The organism is Scytonema sp. HK-05 (assembly GCF_963872035.1).
GTDB lineage: Bacteria > Cyanobacteriota > Cyanobacteriia > Cyanobacteriales > Nostocaceae > Kalymmatonema.
The window spans coordinates 62,885-81,376 of record NZ_CAWMYC010000024.1; the positions used below are offsets into that span (position 1 = coordinate 62,885).

Below are 18,492 nucleotides of genomic sequence, written 5' to 3' on the forward strand. Positions count from 1 at the left end.
TCCCGCATTGCACTCTCGTCTCTTTGGGACACGCTACGCGTTCGCGCGATCGCTCTCTCAATCTCAAAAATCCTCTAACTTTCACCTTTCACCTTATATTGAAAAATTTTTCTACATTAGGTAAGCGCACCTGGGCAGGCGATCGCCCTCCTGACACTGCACTTGGGGCGATCGCTCTGCCAAGCTCAAAAATCGCCCAACTTCACCTTATATTGAAAAATTTTTCTAGCTCATGTAGGCGCACCTGTATAGGCGATCGCCCTCCTGACACTGCACTGAGTCCCAAAAGGACACTCCACTTGGAGCGAGCGCTGTGGCAGCCTCAAAAATCGCCGAACTTTCACCTTATATTGAAAAAAAATTGTAAAAGTTTTCTAGATTATGTACGTGCACTTGCGCAGGTGATCGCCCTCCTGACACTGCACTGAGTCCCAAAAGGACACTGCACTTGGAGCGATCGCTCACCTGACACTGCACTTGGGGCGATCGCTCTGCCAAGCTCAAAAATTGCCCAACTTCACCTTATATTGAAAAATTTTTCTAGCTCATGTAAGCGCACCTGTATAGGCGATCGCCCTCCTGACACTGCACTTGGCGCGATCACTGTGGCAACCTCAAAAATCGCCCAACTTTCACCTTATATTGAAAAATTTTTCTAGCTCATGTAGGCGCACCTGTATAGGCGATCGCCCTCCTGACACTGCACTGAGTCCCAAAAGGACACTGCACTTGGGGCGATCGCCCTCCTGACACTGCACTCTCCTCCCTTTGGGACACGCACTCGTGTTCGCGCAATCGCTCTTTGAACCTCAAAAATCGCCCAACTTTCACCTTAAATTGAAAAATTTTTCTAGCTCATGTACGCGCACCTGCGCAGGCGCGAGCGTGTATATGAGTGCGGATAGGCGCGTATACAGCTTAAAGCCTGATTTCTACCGTTGCAACAAATCGTGGTTAACTGAGTAATAGCACAACTGCAATCAAAGTGCTGGAGGGATGGAATGTTTGCCATAAGTACTCGTTGGGCTTGGTTCATCGGAATTGCAACAGCTTTCTGGTGCAATTGTGCCTTGGCTCAAATTACCCCAGACGCCACTCTACCAAATAATTCCATCATCAACATCAATGGCAACACCTTCAATATCACAGGCGGAACACAAGCAGGCAGTAATCTGTTCCACAGTTTCAAAGATTTCTCTGTTCGCACTGGTAGCGAAGCTTTCTTTAACAATACGGTTGATATTCAAAACATCATTAGTCGTGTCACAGGTGGATCAGTTTCTAATATTGATGGGTTAATCCGCACCTTAGGTACAGCCAACCTGTTTCTGATTAATCCCAACGGGATTATTTTTGGTACCAATGCTTCGCTGAGCATTGGTGGCTCATTTCTAGCAAGCACGGCGAGTAGCCTGAAGTTTGCGGATGGTTTTGAGTTCAGTACCACTGCTTCCCAATCCACACCCTTACTGACAGTGAGTGTTCCCATTGGCTTGCAATATGGGGGAAATACGGGGAGCATCCTCAATCAATCCAGTGCCTACGATAGAACTAGTGGAAGCTATGGTTTAAGCGTACAGCCAGGTAAGACTTTAGCACTAGTGGGGGGCAATGTGAGTTTGGATGGTGCGGATCTGATTGCTCCAGGTGCTCGAGTCGAGCTTGGAGGTGTGACAAATTCGGGAACGGTAGATTTAAGTGTTAATGGTAGCGCTCTGCGTTTAAGTTTCCCTAATGGAGTAGAGCGAGCAGATGTGTCTCTCACAAAAGCTAGCATTTCTGCTACTGGAACTAATTACATTGCTGATAATAATGGCTTTAGACGCGTTCCTGCATTCCCCGCAGGGAGTATTGCCATCAATGCTAGGAATATAAATGTTTTGCAGGGCGGTTATCTTAGCGCTTCAGATTACAGCAACAATAAGGCAGGAGAAATTGCGCTCAATGCTACCGACACAATCTCTGTAACTGGTACAGCAAAAAGCCCTGTCTCTTTCATAGCTGATGGGAATCGGGGTGCCATAAATATTAAAGGTAAGTCAATTTCCTTGACTCGTTCTGACCTGTCTACCGGAGATTTGGGAGGGTATGCAGGAACTATATCTTTACAAGCTGATGAGTCACTTTCTCTTGCAAATAGCTTGGTCCTCAGTAACATTGGATATGGTAAGGTGGCAGGTGATATTAATTTGAAGGGCAGGTCGATTTCTATCACTGGTCGCTCTCAAATCAATGCCTTTGGAACCTCGGGAATTTCAGGAAATATTAATATTAATGCCTCTGATTCTGTCATGATTTCTGACAGCAGCTTCAATACATTTGCTGGAGACAAAGGAAGAGGAGGCAATATCGATATTAAGGCAGGCTCTGTTTTGTTGACTGACACAGCAACATTGAATGCTAGTACTTTTGGTGACGCACCTGCTGGCAATATCGATATTAAAACAGGCTCTGTTTTGTTGACTAACGGAGCAAAATTGAATGCTAGTACTTTAGGTGACGCACCTGCTGGCAATATCATAATCAATGCAGATTCTATTACCATTTCTGGAGTTAACTCGTTTGGACTTCGTAGCGGATTATTTACTTCTACAGAGGGATCATCAACGTTTGATGGATTAAGTGGTAAGGGTGGTGATATCAGAATTAATGCTGGTACTGTACGTGTGTTAGACGGGGCGGTTATAAGTGCAACAACTACGGGTGATAATAATGCTGGAAATATCACTATTAACACCACTGGTTCGTTGTCATTGATTAATGGTGGTGAAGTATCTGTAAGTCAAGTATCTGTAGATAACAATGAAGGAAGAGGGAATGCAGGTAGCTTAGAGTTAAAGGCTCGCTCTATCCTATTGGACAACCAAGGGAAGATTACGGCTACATCTACATCCAGTAATGGTGGCAATATCATACTACGGGCGCAAGACTTATTGTTGCTGCGCCATAATAGTCAGATCTCTACCACAGCGGGTACTGCACAACAGGGTGGTGATGGCGGCAGCATCACTATCAATGCTCAGTCGGGCTTTATCGTCAGCGCTCCCAATGAAAACAGCGACATTACCGCCAATGCTTTCAATGGTAGTGGTGGGAAAATTAATATCAACTCCTTAGGCATTTTTAATTTCACTCAGCGTAGTCGAGAAGACTTGGTGCGCCAGTTGGAAACTGATAACCCCAATCAACTCAATCCGCGAGAATTACAAACCAACGACATCACAGCATTTTCCCAAACCAACTCAACTTTAAGCGGTCAGGTAATTATCAATACACCCGATGCTGACCAAACCTTGGGATTTGTAGAACTGCCCATAGCGTTAGCAGATACATCAGAGCTAATAGCAGGTACTAGCTGTGGTGCTATTGCCAGCACAGATTCTGACACAGAAAAAAACAAATTTACTATTACCGGACGTGGCGGTTTACCCCCCAACCCCTACGAACCCCTGACTACTGATGTGATCTGGTCAGATAATCGCATACCAAATATCGCATCCCAACAGCGCACAGAGAAACCATCTACCAAACCACCATCTAAAGACGATGCGGTGAAGATTGTACCTGCAACGGGGTGGGTGTTCGACGGGAAGGGGCACGTTACCCTCATCTCCCATACTTCTAATGCAAACTTGGGTTCTACTGCTGCTTGTCAAAACAAATGATTTGGACAGGAAAGGAGGGCGATCGCCCAAGGGGGAAATTACCCTTAATCACAGCACCCCACCCCAATGACTGGCTACGCCAAACTTCCCCTCCTCGCTTGCGGGGAGGCGTTAGGGGTGGGGTTTTCCGGATTTTGCGGGTAATTGAACGGACATGATATTACCAAATTTTTCCTAAAAATCTCATCATAAAAGTGCTGACAACACCTCTTTACTCATAAAACTTGCTGTGAACCAGCCTTTTGATAACTTGAGGAGCCAACACACAAAGGTTTAGCTGAGCGCAACACGGCGTCCAGCAACCCCGGAAAAAGCGCTTCCAAATCCTCTGTACGCAACATATTAATGTGCTGTGTTCCTTCTTTGCGAGTCAAGACGACACCTGACTCCCGCAAAATTTTGAAGTGATTGGACATGGTGGACTTGGCAATGGCAAAATCGAAGTCAGCACAGCAATGCTCTCCCTGAGTTGCCAGTCGCCGCACGATTTCCAGCCGCACTGGATCGCCTAAGGCATACAGCACTCCTGCCAAAGAAATATGTTTTCGGTCTGGATGATATAGCAGTCTCATACTTGCATTATCTCATTCAGTAGACTATATTTTAATTATTCGATAATATCGAATAAACGAACTAATAGGAGGGCAAGTATGTCATCCGTAGCAAATGTAACAGAATCTACGTTCAAGCAAGAAGTCCTTGAAAGTGAAGTTCCAGTCTTGGTAGACTTTTGGGCACCTTGGTGTGGACCTTGTCGTATGGTGGCTCCCGTGGTAGATGAGATTGCTACCGAATACACAGGGCAGGTAAAAGTAGTGAAATTAAACACAGATGAAAATCCTACTGTTGCCAGCCATTATGGGATTCGCAGCATTCCTACGCTGTTAGTCTTCAAGGGGGGTCGGCAAGTCGATACGGTGGTGGGCGCAGTGCCAAAAACAACCTTGAGCAAGACCTTAGCGCAGTATCTATAGTTATAATTCGTAATTGATAATTGCTACTTTGTAATAAATCACTCAATTACGAATTAAGATTTGGACGGGTGTAGGGAATAGGGGAAAAAATACTGAGCTTATACCTCACACCTCACACCAAGTCTTAACAGACGAGCATAATGCGTAAATCCTATCATTTGCTGGAGTGAGCGCAATGGACTTGAAATTGCATGGTAAATCTGCGCTGGTGAGTGGTTCAACTGCAGGTATTGGTTTTGCGATCGCTCGAGGATTAGCACAAGAGGGAGCATCAGTGATTATTACTGGACGTTCTCTTGCACGAGTCGAACAGGCTATAGACAAAATTCAGCAAAGCAACCCAGAAGCAAAAGTTTCCGGTGTAGTCGCCGATCTTGCAAAAAAAGAAGGAGCAGAGCAAGTCTTTCAACAAGTTCCTAGCATTGATATTCTCGTCAACAATCTTGGTGTTTTCGAGCCAAAAGCATTTTCCGATATTACTGATGAAGATTGGTTCGACATCTTTGAAGCTAACGTTCTCAGTGGAGTGCGCCTGAGTCGCCAATACCTGCCAAAGATGTTAGAGCAAGACTGGGGACGTATTATTTTTATCTCCAGTGAGTCTGCTCTGCAAATTCCTGTTGAGATGATTCACTATGGCATGACCAAAACGGCTCAGCTTGCCGTTGCTAGGGGTTTAGCAGAATCGACTGTTGGGACTCAAGTCACAGTCAACTCTGTTCTTGCAGGACCCACTCGGTCAGAGGGCGTGGAAAACTTTGTAGCAAAGATGGCAAAAGAGCGTGGTATCAGTGTCAGTGAAGTCGAAGCAGACTTTTTCAAAAATATCCGTCCAACTTCTCTGCTCAAACGCTTTGCAACAATCGATGAGGTAGCAGCGATGGTCGTGTATCTATCCAGTCCCATAGCTTCAGCCACTAATGGTGCAGCTTTGCGGGTAGATGGCGGGGTTGTGCAGTCAGTTGTTTAACAGTTATCAGTTATCAGTTATCAGTTTCATCAGCCTGCTTACTGAGAACCGATGACTGATTGAACTGAGTTTGGTTATAAACCAGGAATTTGAATTTTTGGCAAAACAAAATACACAATTTAGAGATTTAACCCATGAACACTAACATTAACTTACTCTCTCCCTACAAGTTAGGTCATTTAGAACTGCCCAACCGCATAGTGATGGCTCCCTTAACCCGACAACGGGCAGGTGAGGGTAACGTACCGCACCAACTTAATGCCACCTACTATGTCCAACGCGCCTCTGCGGGGCTGATTATTGCTGAAGCGACTCAGGTTTCTCCACAAGGTCAAGGGTATCCTTACACACCAGGTATTCATTCACAAGAACAAGTAGAAGGTTGGAAGTTAGTCACAGATGCAGTGCATCAGTATGGAGGGAGAATTTTCCTGCAACTCTGGCATGTAGGACGCATTTCACACCCTGATTTCCAACCGAATGGCGAGTTACCGCTAGCACCTTCTGCGATCGCACCCAAGGGTCAGCTACTCACCTATGAAGGCATGAAACCATATGTAACTCCTCGTGCTTTGGAAACGTCAGAGATTCCCGAAATTATCGAACAATATCGCAAAGGGGCAGAAAATGCTCTAGCTGCTGGTTTTGATGGGGTGGAGGTTCACGGAGCTAATGGTTATTTACTTGACCAATTTCTCCGGGATGGTACGAATCAGCGCACAGATAACTATGGCGGTTCCGTGGAAAATCGTGCTCGGCTGCTCTTGGAGATCACCGAGGCGGTTGTTGGTGTCTGGGGTGCAAAACGCGTAGGGGTACGCCTGTCTCCCAGTGGAACTTTTAACGACATACAAGACTCCAATCCGCTAGTAACTTTTGGTTACGCAGCCCAGGCGTTGAACCAGTTTGATTTAGCATATCTGCATATCTTTGAGGCGATAGAAGCAGACATTAGGTATGGCGCGACAGTGGTGCCAACCAGTCATATACGGGAACGTTACAAAGGTACATTGATAGTCAATGGTGGATATACCCGTGAAAAAGGCGATGCAGTCTTGGCAAAAGGAGAAGCAGACTTAGTTGCCTTTGGCACACTGTTTATCTCAAATCCGGATTTACCCCGACGCTTTGCTCTGAATGCACCGTTGAATGAGGCAGATACGACAACCTTTTATGGCGGTGGGGAAAAGGGCTATACCGACTATCCTACGGTGGAAGAGCAACACCCTTCTTTAGTAGGGGCAAAGTAATTCGTAATTGATAATTACGAATTACGAATTTGTGTCATGCAACCTTATAATCTTCTTAAAAATTAACGGACAGATCCAATGGTTCAAGAACTCAGCCTTCAAACCAAACCTCTGGATGTACCTAGCGCGGTTATTCAGCGTCGTTCTATCAAAAGTTTCAAACCAGATCCCATATCCCCGGAATTACTGAAGCAACTTGTTGAGCTAACTGTAGCAGCACCCAGTAGCTATAACATTCAAGATTGGCGGATAATTCTTGTACAAGATGACGAGCAAAAGGCAGCTCTTTCTGCAGCAGCTTGGAATCAAAAGCAAATTGTCGAAGCGCCTGTAACTTTTGTCTTTGCTGCTGACGCTACTGCTGGCGAACAAGACTTGACGCCAATTTATGAGCAAGGACTTGCAACTGGTGCATGGACTGAGGGCACGGTAAACTACTTTAAAACCGCTATCCCGCAGCATCAAGCAGGACTAGGAGACAAGCGGCGGGAATATGCAATTAAAGATGCTGTCATTGCTGCGACTCATTTGGTGCTAGCAGCAGAAAGTCTAGGCTTGTCCACCTGCTTTATGAATGGTTGGATTGAAGAGAAAGTCAAAGAAGTGATTGGTGCTGCAGACAATCCAGATATTGCGATCGCTCTTCTTGTCCCTGTTGGATATGCAGCAGAATCGCGTCGCGATCCCGGACGTTTGCCATTTGCCCACAACGTCTTTGTAGATAAAGTAGGAAACCCTTATGAAGGTTGAACGAGATAATCTACCAAGATAAAAGAGATTCATGATGAGCGTTGGCAGATAGCCAGTAGCGAAGTACAGTCTATTTGCCAATGCTCATCTGCGATTAGCTTGACTCGAAAGTCAATCGCACCAAAATCAACATCTACCAAAGAAAAAACCATGTCCATAGCCTCATATCTAGCGCGTCGTTCGCTTCATTATGGCTGGCTGGTTGCGGGCTTAACTTTCTTAGCCTTGCTAGTCGCTGCTGGAATTCGTGCCACTCCCAGTGTACTTATTGTCCCTCTTGAACACGAGTTTGGTTGGTCTAGAGCAACTATCTCACTGGCGATTTCTATTAACTTGATACTCTACGGGTTGATTGGACCTTTTGCCGCAGCAGTCTTAGAGCAAATCGGGATTCGACGCACGATGGTGTTTGCTCTCGCCTTACTCGGCGTTGGCGTCAGCTTAACTACACTGATGTCAGCATCATGGCAACTGGTTCTGCTATGGGGGGTAGTCGTAGGTAGCGGTACTGGCGTCATTGCTTTAGTTTTGGGTGCTGTTGTCGTCAATCGCTGGTTTGTGGAACGACGGGGTTTGGTTCTCGGTGTCTTAACTGCAAGCACTGCTACCGGACAATTGGTGTTTCTCCCAATGCTGGCATCATTAGTCGAACGCTTCGGGTGGCGGAGTGCCGTTCTAACCATTGCTGGTGTTGCTGTGTTGATTATTCCTCTGATTGCGCTATTGATGCGCGTTCGCGAAGCGGGCGCTCTGCGCCATCGCCCTTCTCAAGTTGGCTTACGAGCGTTTGGTGATCACTCCGAAACGGTGGAGGTGCGGCATCGCAGTGTCAACCCTATTGCCTCCACCCTGAGTACACTGAGATTGGGAATGCGTAGACGCGATTTCTGGTTGTTGTCTGGTAGTTTTTTTATCTGCGGTGCCAGCACCAATGGACTAATCGGCACCCATCTCATTCCCGCCTGTATCGACCACGGAATTCCTGAAATCAAAGCAGCAGGGCTGTTAGCCGTGATGGGGATATTTGATTTTGTCGGGACCACAGCCTCAGGCTGGCTGTCTGACCGCTGGAACAACCGCCACCTGTTGTTTTGGTACTACGGACTGCGAGGGTTGTCCTTAATCTTCTTGCCTTTCAGTTTCGACCCCCATTTCTACGGACTCTCCATTTTCGCAGTGTTCTACGGTCTTGATTGGATTGCCACGGTACCCCCCACCGTGCGGCTAACTACCAATGTGTTTGGCAAAGAAAAAGCGGGTGTGATGTTTGGCTGGATAGTTGCAGCACATCAAATCGGCGCAGCCACAGCAGCATTCGGAGCAGGGGCGCTGAGAACTTGGCAGGGCAGTTATCTACAGGCATTTATCCTGTCTGGTATTCTGTGCTTAATTGCAGCTGTGCTTGTTCTTCGTATTGATCAACGTCCAAATTCAAGAGATTCTCAGCTTTCTCCAGCCCAACTTCATCCTTAAGGAGGAACCGAGCAAATGTCAGCAATAGCTTTGATTGTCGGAGCAGGTAGTGGATTGAGTGCATCTATAGCCCGCTTGTTTGCAAAAGAAGGAATAACCGTGGCTTTAGCTGCTCGTCAAATTGATAAACTGAGTCAGCTAAGCAGTGAGATTGGTGCTGCTACCTTCGCCGCCGATGTCTCCAAACCGGACGAAGTAGAGCAGTTATTTATTGATGTTGAAAATAAAGTAGGTTCCCCTAATATCGTCGTTTATAATCCCAGTTTTCGAGTCCGGGGACCTCTTATTGATTTAGATCCTACCGACGTAGCGAAAACTTTAGATATCACTGCCTATGGTGGCTTTCTGGTTGCTCAAGCTGCTGCTAAACGGATGTTGGAGCAGGGAGGCGGTGCTATCTTCTTTACAGGAGCTTCAGCAAGTGTGAAGGGTTATCCGCAATCTGCTCCCTTTGCAATGGGCAAATTTGCACTGCGTGGTTTGGCTCAAAGCATTGCGCGGGAACTAGCACCAAAAAATATCCATGTGGCGCATTTTGTCATTGATGGTGCAATCCGTTCAGCAGTACGCCCAGATCCGGCAGACAAACCCGATAGTACACTTGACCCTGATGCGATCGCCTTAACTTATCTCAACATTTTGCGTCAGCCCCGGAGTGCTTGGACATGGGAAGTAGAACTTCGACCCTGGGTAGAGCATTTCTAGTTAAGACAATGGTGTACTAAAGATACTAATGAAAATTGATTTTGGTTTAACTGCTAGTGATTACGCAAAACACCGCGCCGGTTTTCCCAGTTCATTATTTGACAGACTGTCTGAACAGGGTATCGGTTTACCAGGACAGAATATTGTGGATCTTGGTACAGGAACAGGAACACTAGCACGCGGCTTTGCGGCTAGAGGTTGTCATGTGATTGGGATAGATCCATCAACATCACTCCTAGAACAAGCCAAACAGTTAAGCAAAGCTGCTCAACTCCAACTAGATTATCGAGTCGCTACTGCTGAGAATACTGGCTTACCAGACGCAAGTGCTGATGTTGTTACAGCTGGACAATGCTGGCATTGGTTTGAGCGATCGCGCGCTGTGCAAGAAGTTACGCGTATACTCAAAGCAAATGGCTACATTGTCATTGCCCATTTCGATTGGATACCCTTAAAAGGTAATGTCGTTGAAGCAACAGAACAACTGATAGAAGCTCATAATCCAAACTGGAAGATGGGTGGCGGTTCAGCAGCAAACACAAATGGTTTGCATCCATTATGGTTACGAGATCTTGCTGAGGGAGGATTTCAAGAAATACAAACATTTTCTTACGATGTGTTTGTTCCTTACACCCATGAAGACTGGCGTGGGCGAATTCGTGCTAGTGCTGGTGTAAGAGCCAGCTTGACATCAGATAAAGTAGAAGTATTTGATCGTGAACTAGCAACATTACTCCAAGCAAAATATCCAGAACCGATTCTTCAGGTTCACCATAGAGTTTTTGCAGTTATTGCTAAATCACCGCAATCTTAAGTTAACGCTGAAATTGTTAGATTGAGCGCTGCTGGTTTTAAGGATTTTTGGAGAGTGAGATGAAAAAGTATAGTGGTCGCTGTCATTGTGGCAAAGTTCAATTTGAAGTGACAACGAATCTTGATCGAGTTGTGCGATGCAATTGCTCTTTGTGCTCCAGAAGAGGTGCAATCATGCATCGCGTTCCCGCAGAACAATTCACTTTGATAGCTGGCGAAGACTATCTTACCCTCTACCAATTTCATACAAAAACAGCAAAGCACTATTTTTGTAAGGTTTGCGGCATTTATCCCTTCCACAGACCCCGCGTTGCTCCCGATTTTTATGGAATTAATGTCGCGTGCTTAGAAGATGTTGATTCCTTTGAGCTACAGCCTGGGCTTGTTGATGGTCGCTCATACGAGTAGCCAGGGTGCAGAGTGTTGTTTATGCATCTGTTATCCAGCGTTCACTTAAACAAAACAATTGAACAATTTAGGAGAAAGAACAATGATTGAACTTTATTATTGGACAACACCAAACGGTCACAAAATTACAATCTTCCTTGAAGAAGTTGAACTACCTTATACGATTGTTCCTATCAACATTGGTGCTGGAGATCAGTTTAAACCTGAATTTCTCAAGATTTCTCCTAACAATCGCATTCCGGCAATTGTAGACCATGAACCAGCAGGAGGAGGTGAGCCAATTTCTGTTTTTGAATCGGGTGCAATCTTGCTGTATTTGGCAGAAAAAACTGGGAAGTTGATTCCTCAAGATTTGCATGGACGTGTTGAAGTTCTCCAATGGTTATTCTGGCAGATGGGGGGTTTAGGACCAATGGCGGGACAGAATCACCACTTCAACAGGTATGCTCCCGAAAAGATTGACTATGCTATTAAGCGCTATGTGAATGAGACAGCACGTTTATACGCTGTCTTGGATAAGCGGTTGGCAGATAGGGAGTTTGTGGCTGGTGATTATTCCATCGCCGATATTGCTGCCTATCCTTGGATCGTGCCATATGAGAGCCAAAGCCAAAAATTAGAGGACTTCCCCAACCTCAAGCGCTGGTTTGAAACCATTCAAGCGCGTCCAGCAGTGATTCGTGCTTACGAGAAGGCAGAAGCCTTCAAAAATCAGGCGCTTGATCCAGAAAAGTCTAGAGATTTGTTATTCAACCAGTCGGCGAAAACGATTCAGCGTTAGTACATACTTTGTAAGTATTGTCAACTGCTTCACTCATCGTTCCCCACATTTTCCCCAAATTTCCTCGTTTTAGAGGATAAAAAACCACAGATGGACACAGATGGACACAGATAAAATTACATCTGTGTTTATCTGTGTTTATTTGTAGTCCTCAGCTTGAGTCTTATACTAAGTTGCGGCTCAATTACCTCACCCCGCCCTCCGGGCACCCCTCTCCAAGGCATCGGAGAGGGGCAGGGGTGAGGTGATACGTATGAACGCAACTCGGTATTATATGATGTCTGGATGAACACTTATAAAAAACGAACAACCTCAAGAGCCTCCCTTCCCCTGTCTGCAAGTTCCTAGAAGGTTGGGGTGAGGTAAAGTGGGTTCATGGCAAGGGTTTCCAAAGGATCGGAACTTGCTGCAAGACTAAAGTTATAAGTTGAGCAATATTGTCTGCCACCCAAAGAATAGGAGACATAAGTGGATAGTTCTACAACAGAAAAACCAGGTAAGCAGCGCGTTTCATTGGGACTACTAGGCGCTGCTGCTTTTATGGTCTTTGCTGATGTGCGAGTGATTGCTCCCCTGCTTCACATCATTGCCAATGAGTTTAAAGTCGGTGTAGGTAGCGCGGCAATAATTGTCAGTGCTTACAGTATTCCTTATGGACTGTTCCAGTTAGTTTACGGTCCACTTGGAGACCGTATCGGCAAGTTAAAGGTGATGACAGCAGCGATGGCTGCATTTGCTGTTGGAACAGCAGTCTGTGCGTTTGTACCTAATATCGCGTTACTGACATTGCTGCGTTTTCTCACGGGGATGGCTGCTGGTGGGATTATCCCGCTCTCACTAGCTTATATTGGCGACAATTTCCCTTACGAGGAACGCCAAACTGCAATTGGACGTTACTTAAGTGCGCTTATGTTGGGTCAAATTCTTGGCGGCAGTTTGGGAGGTATTTTTGGAGAATATATCAGCTGGCGTGACATCTTTTTGTTATTTGGGATTGTGTCACTGATGATTGCTGTAGCAATGTGGTACGCAACGCGCCGAATACCTGATAAGCAGAATATACAAAATCGGGTAGGTTTGGTAAATTTTAAGCCTTATTACCAACTCATGAGGCAACCTGCTGCTCGTAATGTCATTATAGCGGTGTTTATTGAAAGCTTTCTCTTTGCGGCGTTCACCTACACTGGTGCATTTCTGCGAGACCGATATAACCTACCTTATGTCACCATCGGGTTTATGCTGGGTGGTTTTGGAGTGGGTGGACTGATTTACAGTCGTTGTGTCAAGTGGTTAGTCAACAAGCTTGGTGAAAGTGGTCTGGTTGGTGTCGGCGGCTGGTTGATGTGTGCTTGCTATTTGTCAATCGCCGTGTTCCAAAACTCGATACTGTTTATCCCCTTGAGCATTCTAATGGGATTGGGCTTCTATATGATGCACAGCACTTTCCAGACACAAGCGACTGAATTAGCACCCCAAGCACGAGGGACTGCGGTTTCGCTGTTCGCGTTCAACCTGTTTATCGGACAGGGAATTGGCGCAGCAGCTTTCGGTAGGGTTGTGGATAGTTTGGGCTACGTTCCGTGTTTTGTTGTGGCTGGAGTTGCGATCGCCCTACTCTCCGTCTGGTATGTGTATCAAAAGCAGCGTATTAGATTGGGATAAAACCGAAGCGAGAAAAATGAGTGATTACCCCTTCCCGCCCACGACTCATGGATTGTATCATCAGAGCCGGGCTATCCTGAAGAGCGACACACGAAACATGAATGAAAAACGTTCATTGCCCCACGTTGGTTCTAGTTGGTAAGCAGGACATTTTAACCCCGGTGAAGTTTAATGACTCACATCTTGCACCTAGCCCTAGCGATTAGAAATCGCGGCTATACAAACGAAGTCCGCTTGCGCGGACTGACGAAAAATCAAGGGTTTAGAACCCGCGTAGGCGGGTTTTGCCTGTGTAGCCGCGACTTTAGTCGCCTGGTGCAAGATCTGAGATGAGCAACTTGCCCAAGGAATTCCTCACGCCGAACTAGTTGTGCTTAAGCGTGGTGGTCATGCTTTCTTGATTGAGTCGCCAGATGCTGTGGCTCAACTCATGCTTAACTTCCTAGCGAAGCTATGTCACTCTCATTTGCCTGTCTCATGACAACTTAATTTTATTAATTCGACGGATGTTAAATTTATGAAATTCTTTATTGTTCACGCCCATCCAGAACCCAACAGTTTTAATGGTACGTTGACTCGCTATGCCAAGGAAGTTTTGAAAACCACAGGACATGAAGTCATCATTTCCGACCTTTATGCTATGCAGTTCAATCCAGTTTCGGATCAGCGCAACTTCACTTCTCAAAAAGACCCAAACTACTTTAAGCAACAAGTCGAAGAAATGTATGCAACCGTTGTTGATGGCTTTGCCCCAGACATCAAAGCGGAGATGGAAAAACTCGACTGGTGTGATGTGCTAATTTTTCAGTTTCCTCTTTGGTGGTTTGGACTTCCTGGTATCCTCAAGGGTTGGGTTGACCGAGTCTTTGCAATGGGGCGAATTTATGGCGACGGTAGGTTTTATGACAATGGAGTTTTCCAAGGCAAAAAAGCCATGCTGTCTCTCACCACAAGTGGTCCATTAACTATGTACACGGAAATAGGTATTAACGGTGATATTCATACCATCCTTTATCCGATTAATCACGGGATTTTTCGCTTTGTGGGTTTCGATGTTTTGCCACCTTTCATCGTTTGGAATGCCAGTCGCATTGGGGATGAACGTCGCCAAGCCTATCTTGAGGAGTACAAGCAGCGGTTGTTAATGATTAATGCAACGCCTCCTATTGTCTATCCAACGCTTGCAGACTTTGATGAAGATTTCCAACTGAAGCAGTGATGACAGTTAGTTAAATACTAAACTTTACCTAGATTGAGTAGATTTATGTTAACTGCTACATCTAGGTATTTAACAATTTCAAACAGTAGTTAGCCCGATTTTATATCAGTCTCAAGCACTAATTTTTACTTTAGGTATAGCGTTTTCTACCAAATTTAAATTTTCAAAAGTTTATTTATAATATAAGAAAAAAACATTTTCAACTCGTTTAACGCTAAAATTTCCTAGAATAATTAGGAAATTAGGGATTGTCAAAACAAGCTTTAAAAACAATGTTATATTTTTGTCATAAAACGCAATACTCTTAACTAGCTAGTAAAAAAATATAATAAAATTAAAAAATAACAAAAAAATGATAAAAAGTCAAGGATAAATCAAAGAATATTTACTTCATCTTCCATACTTAATCCTATGCTACAAGAAAGCACCGTTACGGTAGAACACTTGTATCCTGAGATTACCTCCATCGTTGCCAAGTATCTGTCGCGTTTACAGTTAGCCTTATATTTTATTAAACTGCTATGAGTAGGTTCGTTGTTTTAAACTTAGGTCAGGGAAACCTACACGATGGCTTTGCCACTGTTACGGCACAGCTTGGAGAAGCAGACAACCCCTACCTAACCAAATTAACTGCCAGTTTACCAGCCGCACCAAAAATTTCTGAACTCTACCAAAATTGGCAGTTGGTTTACTATGCTTTCTATCAGCGTTTGAGTTGGCGTCTTGATATCGAGATAGACGATTATTTTGAAATTGAAGAAGGTTATGTAACTAATATTTCAGAATCTGACATGAATGAGTTATGTCAGATGTTGTCAAAAAGAATGAATGCATGGCTCAACTCAACAAAGTTTCGCAAAATTGACCAGCAATTACGTACACAATTAAAACCATCTGAAGAGATTCGCTTCATTATTGAAACCAACGACAATTTACTGCGACGACTTCCCTGGCATCTGTGGAACTTCTTTGAGGATTATCCATACGCAGAAGTTGCCTTGAGCGCTGCAGAGTATCAAAGGCCGAATAAATCGCTTGTCAATAACTGCAAAGATAAAGTTAGAATTTTAGCAATTTTTGGGAATAGTCAAGGAATTGATATTAGTCACGATAGAACTCTTTTAGAGAAATTATCAACTCGAGCAGAAATTAAATTTTTAGTAGAGCCCGATCTTAGTCATTTAAACGAGCAGCTTTGGCAACAAGGTTGGGATATTCTCTTTTTTGCTGGTCATAGTTGTAGTAAACAAAAAGGATTTTTGCAAATTAATCAAACAGACACGATTACCCTAGAGCAATTAAAATATGCTCTCAAGCAAGCTATTCGTCGTGGTTTGAAGCTAGCAATTTTCAACTCTTGTGATGGTTTAGGTTTGGCGCAACAACTCCAGGATTTGCACATCCCACAAGTCATTGTCATGCGTGAGCCTGTACCGGATGTGGTCGCTCAAGAATTTTTAAAGTATTTTTTGGCTGAATTTTCGTCTGGAAAGTCTTTATACGCTGCGGTGCGTTCTGCACGCGAAAGACTGCAAGGATTAGAGGGGGAATATCCCTGTGCCACCTGGCTACCAGTCATTTTCCAGAATCCTGCCCAAGCGCCTATGATTTGGTCAGACAATGCACGGAATAAATGGAAACAGAAAACAGATTCCTCAATGGTAGCTTCTATCATGAATGCTAGAGGGGTGCAAACAAACATCCGATTGCCACTAGCAACTCCGGTTTTCTCCAAAACAGCAACACTCGATTCTTTGGTTGAGAATCTGAATCGAAAGCTACTGGACAATCAAAATCGCCCCCTCAATGGCACAGAAATCTTACTCCTACGGGGCATTTGGCAGAATCAAACCTATATCGAAATTGCCCAGCAAGGCGGCTATAGCCCTGGTTACTTTACAAATGTTGTCGCCCCGGAGTTGCGTCAAAAACTTTCTCAGATTATTGGCAGGCGCGTGACCAAAAAAAACTGTCGGCTGCTGCTCGAATCCTACGTTAATGCACAAGCCTCTGCAACAACACCACTAGGACAAAATCCTCCTACAGAGTTTTTCCCCAATGCCAAGCAGGATATGCCACCTCGTTTCCCTAGTGGTTTAGTCTCGGTTGGCTCTCCTTATTACATTGAGCACTCTTCGATTGAGGCACAGGTTTATGAAGAAATCATGAACCCAGGAGCCTTAATTCGCATGAAAGCTCCTCAAGAAATGGGTAAAACCTCGCTGCTGTTAAGGATTTTGGAATATGCCAACCGCATGGGCTACCAGACAGTGAGCCTGAACCTGCAGGAGCAAGTTGACCAAGGCATTCTAAGCGATTTGAATCGATTTTTGCGCTGGTTGTGTGCCAACGTCTCGCGTCAGCTTGAGCTTGAGCCAAGATTAGACGAGTATTGGGATGATGATATTGGCAGCAAAGTCAGCTGTTCCCTTTACTTGCGAAATTATGTGCTAGAGCAAATTGACTCTCCTCTGGTTTTAGCGTTGGACGAAGTCAACCAGATTTTTGAGCATCCGCAAGTGGCAAAAGAATTTTTACCTTTGTTGCGTTCATGGTATGAAGACGCTAAAAGACAGCCCATTTGGCAAAAGCTGCGCCTCATTGTGGTTCACTCAACTGAAGTTTATGTTCCCCTCCAGCTTCATCAGTCCCCATTTAATGTAGGGCTACCGATTCAGTTAACCTGTTTCAGTTTAGACCAGGTGCAGCAGTTAGCCCAGCGCTTTGGATTGGATTGGACAGATGGTAAGGAAGCAAAACTGCTGATGGATATGGTTGGGGGACATCCTGCGTTAGTACACCTGGCACTCTATCACCTCAGTCGTGGAGAAGTCACTTTGGCGCAATTGCTGCAAAGTGCTTCCACACCCACTGGGATTTATTACCATCACTTGCAGCGTCATAGGGCAAGTTTGCAGGCGCAGCCAGAATTGGCATCCGCTCTTTCTACGGTGATGAATGCCTCTAAACCCGTAGAATTAGAAGCTGTCTTTGCTTACAAGTTAAGCAGTATGGGGCTGATTAAGTTAGATAACAATCTAGCCACACCCAGTTGTCAGTTATATCGACAGTATTTTCAGACCAAGTGTGAGACCAGAGTTGGTTGATTCACATTTTGCACCAAGAAAAATTGATGGAAATTACTTACTCAGTATTAAACTAGAACCCTTAATTTAGCGATAAAAACCAATAAAAATCAGGTAGCCTTATCGCGCATCTTTTTAGCTTATACGGTTTTATACGGGGAGGTGCAAGATATGAGCGCCCCACGAGGGGGAAGTCAAAAGTCAAAAGTCACGCATTCAAAAGTATTAAACTCCCTCGCAACAAATGAAAGATGCACCTGCATTCTCGACTTTCTGAAAGCCTTGCTATAGGGGCGTTCTAAAATGTGCATCTTAAGAGTTGACAAATTTAATACTAAATAGTTAGTACTATTTTACACCTATTTTTAGGTAATTGAACCACGATTTTGGGTCAAGCTACGTTCGGCTGGTTAAATCACTGTGGTCTATTTATGCTCCCTTTACTCAAAGTTTATTTTCATAAATCACATAGGACTGCTTTCGTTCTTTCTTATTTATGCCTTGAGGCGAGTCAATGTCAAAGCAACAGTCAGAATAAAGAACTAGATCTCGATGCAATTTCTCATATAAATATTCATAATAATTGCAGAAAAGCTCATATCAAAATCCTTGAAACTCATACAAAACTCATATTTATATGAAATATGAAAAAATGTATCTGTTAGTATGAATCATGAGCTGTAACACGCTATAAAATGATATTCTTGATGACGAGTTAAGCTAAAGTACAAATAAA

The 18,492-nt window shown here is 44.6% G+C and carries 18 protein-coding genes and 1 pseudogene; 16 read left to right on the plus strand and 3 right to left on the minus strand.

Annotated features, from left to right (window positions below; all coding sequences use genetic code 11):
• Positions 1 to 23 precede the first annotated feature (23 nt).
• Positions 24 to 428 (plus strand): hypothetical protein, encoded by a 405-nt coding sequence (locus tag AACT52_RS04780; RefSeq protein ID WP_143172738.1) that lies wholly within the window; start codon positions 24 to 26, stop codon positions 426 to 428.
• A gap of 232 nt (positions 429 to 660) precedes the next feature.
• Here the strand turns inward: AACT52_RS04780 and AACT52_RS04785 are convergent, their stop codons facing one another.
• Positions 661 to 831 (minus strand): hypothetical protein, encoded by a 171-nt coding sequence (locus tag AACT52_RS04785; RefSeq protein WP_158054558.1) that lies wholly within the window; start codon positions 829 to 831, stop codon positions 661 to 663.
• 170 nt (positions 832 to 1,001) lie between these two features.
• On the opposite strand from AACT52_RS04785, the gene AACT52_RS04790 reads away from it, so the two are divergent.
• Entirely contained in the window at positions 1,002 to 3,665 is a 2,664-nt protein-coding gene (locus AACT52_RS04790; protein ID WP_073629516.1) for a two-partner secretion domain-containing protein, read from the plus strand.
• Complete coding sequence (locus AACT52_RS04795; protein ID WP_158054560.1) at positions 3,662 to 3,823, plus strand: hypothetical protein; 162 nt, start codon at positions 3,662 to 3,664, stop codon at positions 3,821 to 3,823. Before AACT52_RS04790 ends, AACT52_RS04795 begins: the two co-directional genes overlap by 4 nt.
• Before the next feature lie 57 nt (positions 3,824 to 3,880).
• Here the strand turns inward: AACT52_RS04795 and AACT52_RS04800 are convergent, their stop codons facing one another.
• Positions 3,881 to 4,237, minus strand: coding sequence for an ArsR/SmtB family transcription factor (locus AACT52_RS04800; RefSeq protein ID WP_073629518.1), 357 nt, complete (start codon positions 4,235 to 4,237; stop codon positions 3,881 to 3,883).
• 78 nt (positions 4,238 to 4,315) lie between these two features.
• On the opposite strand from AACT52_RS04800, the gene trxA reads away from it, so the two are divergent.
• From trxA to AACT52_RS04820, 4 genes are all read left to right on the plus strand, one after another.
• Complete coding sequence (gene trxA, locus AACT52_RS04805) at positions 4,316 to 4,639, plus strand: thioredoxin (protein WP_073629520.1); 324 nt, start codon at positions 4,316 to 4,318, stop codon at positions 4,637 to 4,639.
• A gap of 175 nt (positions 4,640 to 4,814) precedes the next feature.
• Positions 4,815 to 5,609: an SDR family NAD(P)-dependent oxidoreductase gene (locus AACT52_RS04810; RefSeq protein ID WP_073629522.1), complete on the plus strand. Its 795-nt coding sequence runs from the start codon at positions 4,815 to 4,817 to the stop codon at positions 5,607 to 5,609.
• Positions 5,610 to 5,743: 134 nt separating this feature from the next.
• The gene (locus AACT52_RS04815) at positions 5,744 to 6,859 is read left to right on the plus strand and encodes an alkene reductase (RefSeq protein WP_073629524.1); all 1,116 of its coding nucleotides are present in this window, start codon (positions 5,744 to 5,746) and stop codon (positions 6,857 to 6,859) included.
• 78 nt (positions 6,860 to 6,937) lie between these two features.
• On the plus strand, positions 6,938 to 7,609 hold the full coding sequence (locus tag AACT52_RS04820; protein ID WP_073629526.1) for a nitroreductase family protein: 672 nt from the start codon (positions 6,938 to 6,940) through the stop codon (positions 7,607 to 7,609).
• Between the two features lie 29 nt (positions 7,610 to 7,638).
• Here the strand turns inward: AACT52_RS04820 and AACT52_RS04825 are convergent, their stop codons facing one another.
• Positions 7,639 to 7,761 carry a hypothetical protein gene (locus AACT52_RS04825; protein ID WP_339374967.1) on the minus strand — a complete coding sequence of 41 codons (123 nt, stop codon included), beginning with the start codon at positions 7,759 to 7,761 and terminating at the stop codon, positions 7,639 to 7,641.
• Here AACT52_RS04825 and AACT52_RS04830 point away from each other — a divergent pair.
• The 9 genes and pseudogenes from AACT52_RS04830 (at position 7,760) to AACT52_RS04870 (ending at position 17,777) form a co-directional block, all read left to right on the plus strand.
• Positions 7,760 to 9,082 (plus strand): MFS transporter, encoded by a 1,323-nt coding sequence (locus tag AACT52_RS04830; protein WP_073629528.1) that lies wholly within the window; start codon positions 7,760 to 7,762, stop codon positions 9,080 to 9,082. The two genes, AACT52_RS04825 and AACT52_RS04830, sit on opposite strands and share 2 nt — an antisense overlap.
• Before the next feature lie 15 nt (positions 9,083 to 9,097).
• Positions 9,098 to 9,787, plus strand: a complete 690-nt coding sequence (locus AACT52_RS04835; protein ID WP_073629530.1) for an SDR family NAD(P)-dependent oxidoreductase — start codon at positions 9,098 to 9,100, stop codon at positions 9,785 to 9,787.
• Positions 9,788 to 9,815: 28 nt separating this feature from the next.
• Positions 9,816 to 10,601 (plus strand): class I SAM-dependent methyltransferase, encoded by a 786-nt coding sequence (locus AACT52_RS04840; RefSeq protein ID WP_073629532.1) that lies wholly within the window; start codon positions 9,816 to 9,818, stop codon positions 10,599 to 10,601.
• A 59-nt stretch (positions 10,602 to 10,660) separates the two neighbouring features.
• Positions 10,661 to 11,008 carry a GFA family protein gene (locus AACT52_RS04845; RefSeq protein WP_073629534.1) on the plus strand — a complete coding sequence of 116 codons (348 nt, stop codon included), beginning with the start codon at positions 10,661 to 10,663 and terminating at the stop codon, positions 11,006 to 11,008.
• An 82-nt stretch (positions 11,009 to 11,090) separates the two neighbouring features.
• Positions 11,091 to 11,789, plus strand: a complete 699-nt coding sequence (locus AACT52_RS04850; protein WP_073629536.1) for a glutathione binding-like protein — start codon at positions 11,091 to 11,093, stop codon at positions 11,787 to 11,789.
• Between the two features lie 468 nt (positions 11,790 to 12,257).
• Entirely contained in the window at positions 12,258 to 13,451 is a 1,194-nt protein-coding gene (locus AACT52_RS04855) for an MFS transporter (RefSeq protein ID WP_073629538.1), read from the plus strand.
• Positions 13,452 to 13,782: 331 nt separating this feature from the next.
• Positions 13,783 to 13,932: pseudogene (locus AACT52_RS41205) on the plus strand (alpha/beta fold hydrolase); the annotation flags it as partial.
• A 36-nt stretch (positions 13,933 to 13,968) separates the two neighbouring features.
• Entirely contained in the window at positions 13,969 to 14,670 is a 702-nt protein-coding gene (locus AACT52_RS04865; RefSeq protein ID WP_073629540.1) for an NAD(P)H-dependent oxidoreductase, read from the plus strand.
• A 521-nt stretch (positions 14,671 to 15,191) separates the two neighbouring features.
• The gene (locus AACT52_RS04870) at positions 15,192 to 17,777 is read left to right on the plus strand and encodes an AAA-like domain-containing protein (RefSeq protein WP_073629542.1); all 2,586 of its coding nucleotides are present in this window, start codon (positions 15,192 to 15,194) and stop codon (positions 17,775 to 17,777) included.
• Positions 17,778 to 18,492 lie beyond the last annotated feature (715 nt).

What these genes read in the sequence shown, in the direction of transcription:
- AACT52_RS04790 (WP_073629516.1), top strand. Translation starts at nt 1,002, where the DNA reads ATGTTTGCCATAAGTACTCGTTGGGCTTGGTTCATCGGAATTGCAACA.
- AACT52_RS04795 (WP_158054560.1), top strand. Translation starts at nt 3,662, where the DNA reads ATGATTTGGACAGGAAAGGAGGGCGATCGCCCAAGGGGGAAATTACCC.
- AACT52_RS04800 (WP_073629518.1), bottom strand. Translation starts at nt 4,237, where the DNA reads ATGAGACTGCTATATCATCCAGACCGAAAACATATTTCTTTGGCAGGA.
- trxA (WP_073629520.1), top strand. Translation starts at nt 4,316, where the DNA reads ATGTCATCCGTAGCAAATGTAACAGAATCTACGTTCAAGCAAGAAGTC.
- AACT52_RS04810 (WP_073629522.1), top strand. Translation starts at nt 4,815, where the DNA reads ATGGACTTGAAATTGCATGGTAAATCTGCGCTGGTGAGTGGTTCAACT.
- AACT52_RS04815 (WP_073629524.1), top strand. Translation starts at nt 5,744, where the DNA reads ATGAACACTAACATTAACTTACTCTCTCCCTACAAGTTAGGTCATTTA.
- AACT52_RS04820 (WP_073629526.1), top strand. Translation starts at nt 6,938, where the DNA reads ATGGTTCAAGAACTCAGCCTTCAAACCAAACCTCTGGATGTACCTAGC.
- AACT52_RS04830 (WP_073629528.1), top strand. Translation starts at nt 7,760, where the DNA reads ATGTCCATAGCCTCATATCTAGCGCGTCGTTCGCTTCATTATGGCTGG.
- AACT52_RS04825 (WP_339374967.1), bottom strand. Translation starts at nt 7,761, where the DNA reads ATGGTTTTTTCTTTGGTAGATGTTGATTTTGGTGCGATTGACTTTCGA.
- AACT52_RS04835 (WP_073629530.1), top strand. Translation starts at nt 9,098, where the DNA reads ATGTCAGCAATAGCTTTGATTGTCGGAGCAGGTAGTGGATTGAGTGCA.
- AACT52_RS04840 (WP_073629532.1), top strand. Translation starts at nt 9,816, where the DNA reads ATGAAAATTGATTTTGGTTTAACTGCTAGTGATTACGCAAAACACCGC.
- AACT52_RS04845 (WP_073629534.1), top strand. Translation starts at nt 10,661, where the DNA reads ATGAAAAAGTATAGTGGTCGCTGTCATTGTGGCAAAGTTCAATTTGAA.
- AACT52_RS04850 (WP_073629536.1), top strand. Translation starts at nt 11,091, where the DNA reads ATGATTGAACTTTATTATTGGACAACACCAAACGGTCACAAAATTACA.
- AACT52_RS04865 (WP_073629540.1), top strand. Translation starts at nt 13,969, where the DNA reads ATGAAATTCTTTATTGTTCACGCCCATCCAGAACCCAACAGTTTTAAT.
- AACT52_RS04870 (WP_073629542.1), top strand. Translation starts at nt 15,192, where the DNA reads ATGAGTAGGTTCGTTGTTTTAAACTTAGGTCAGGGAAACCTACACGAT.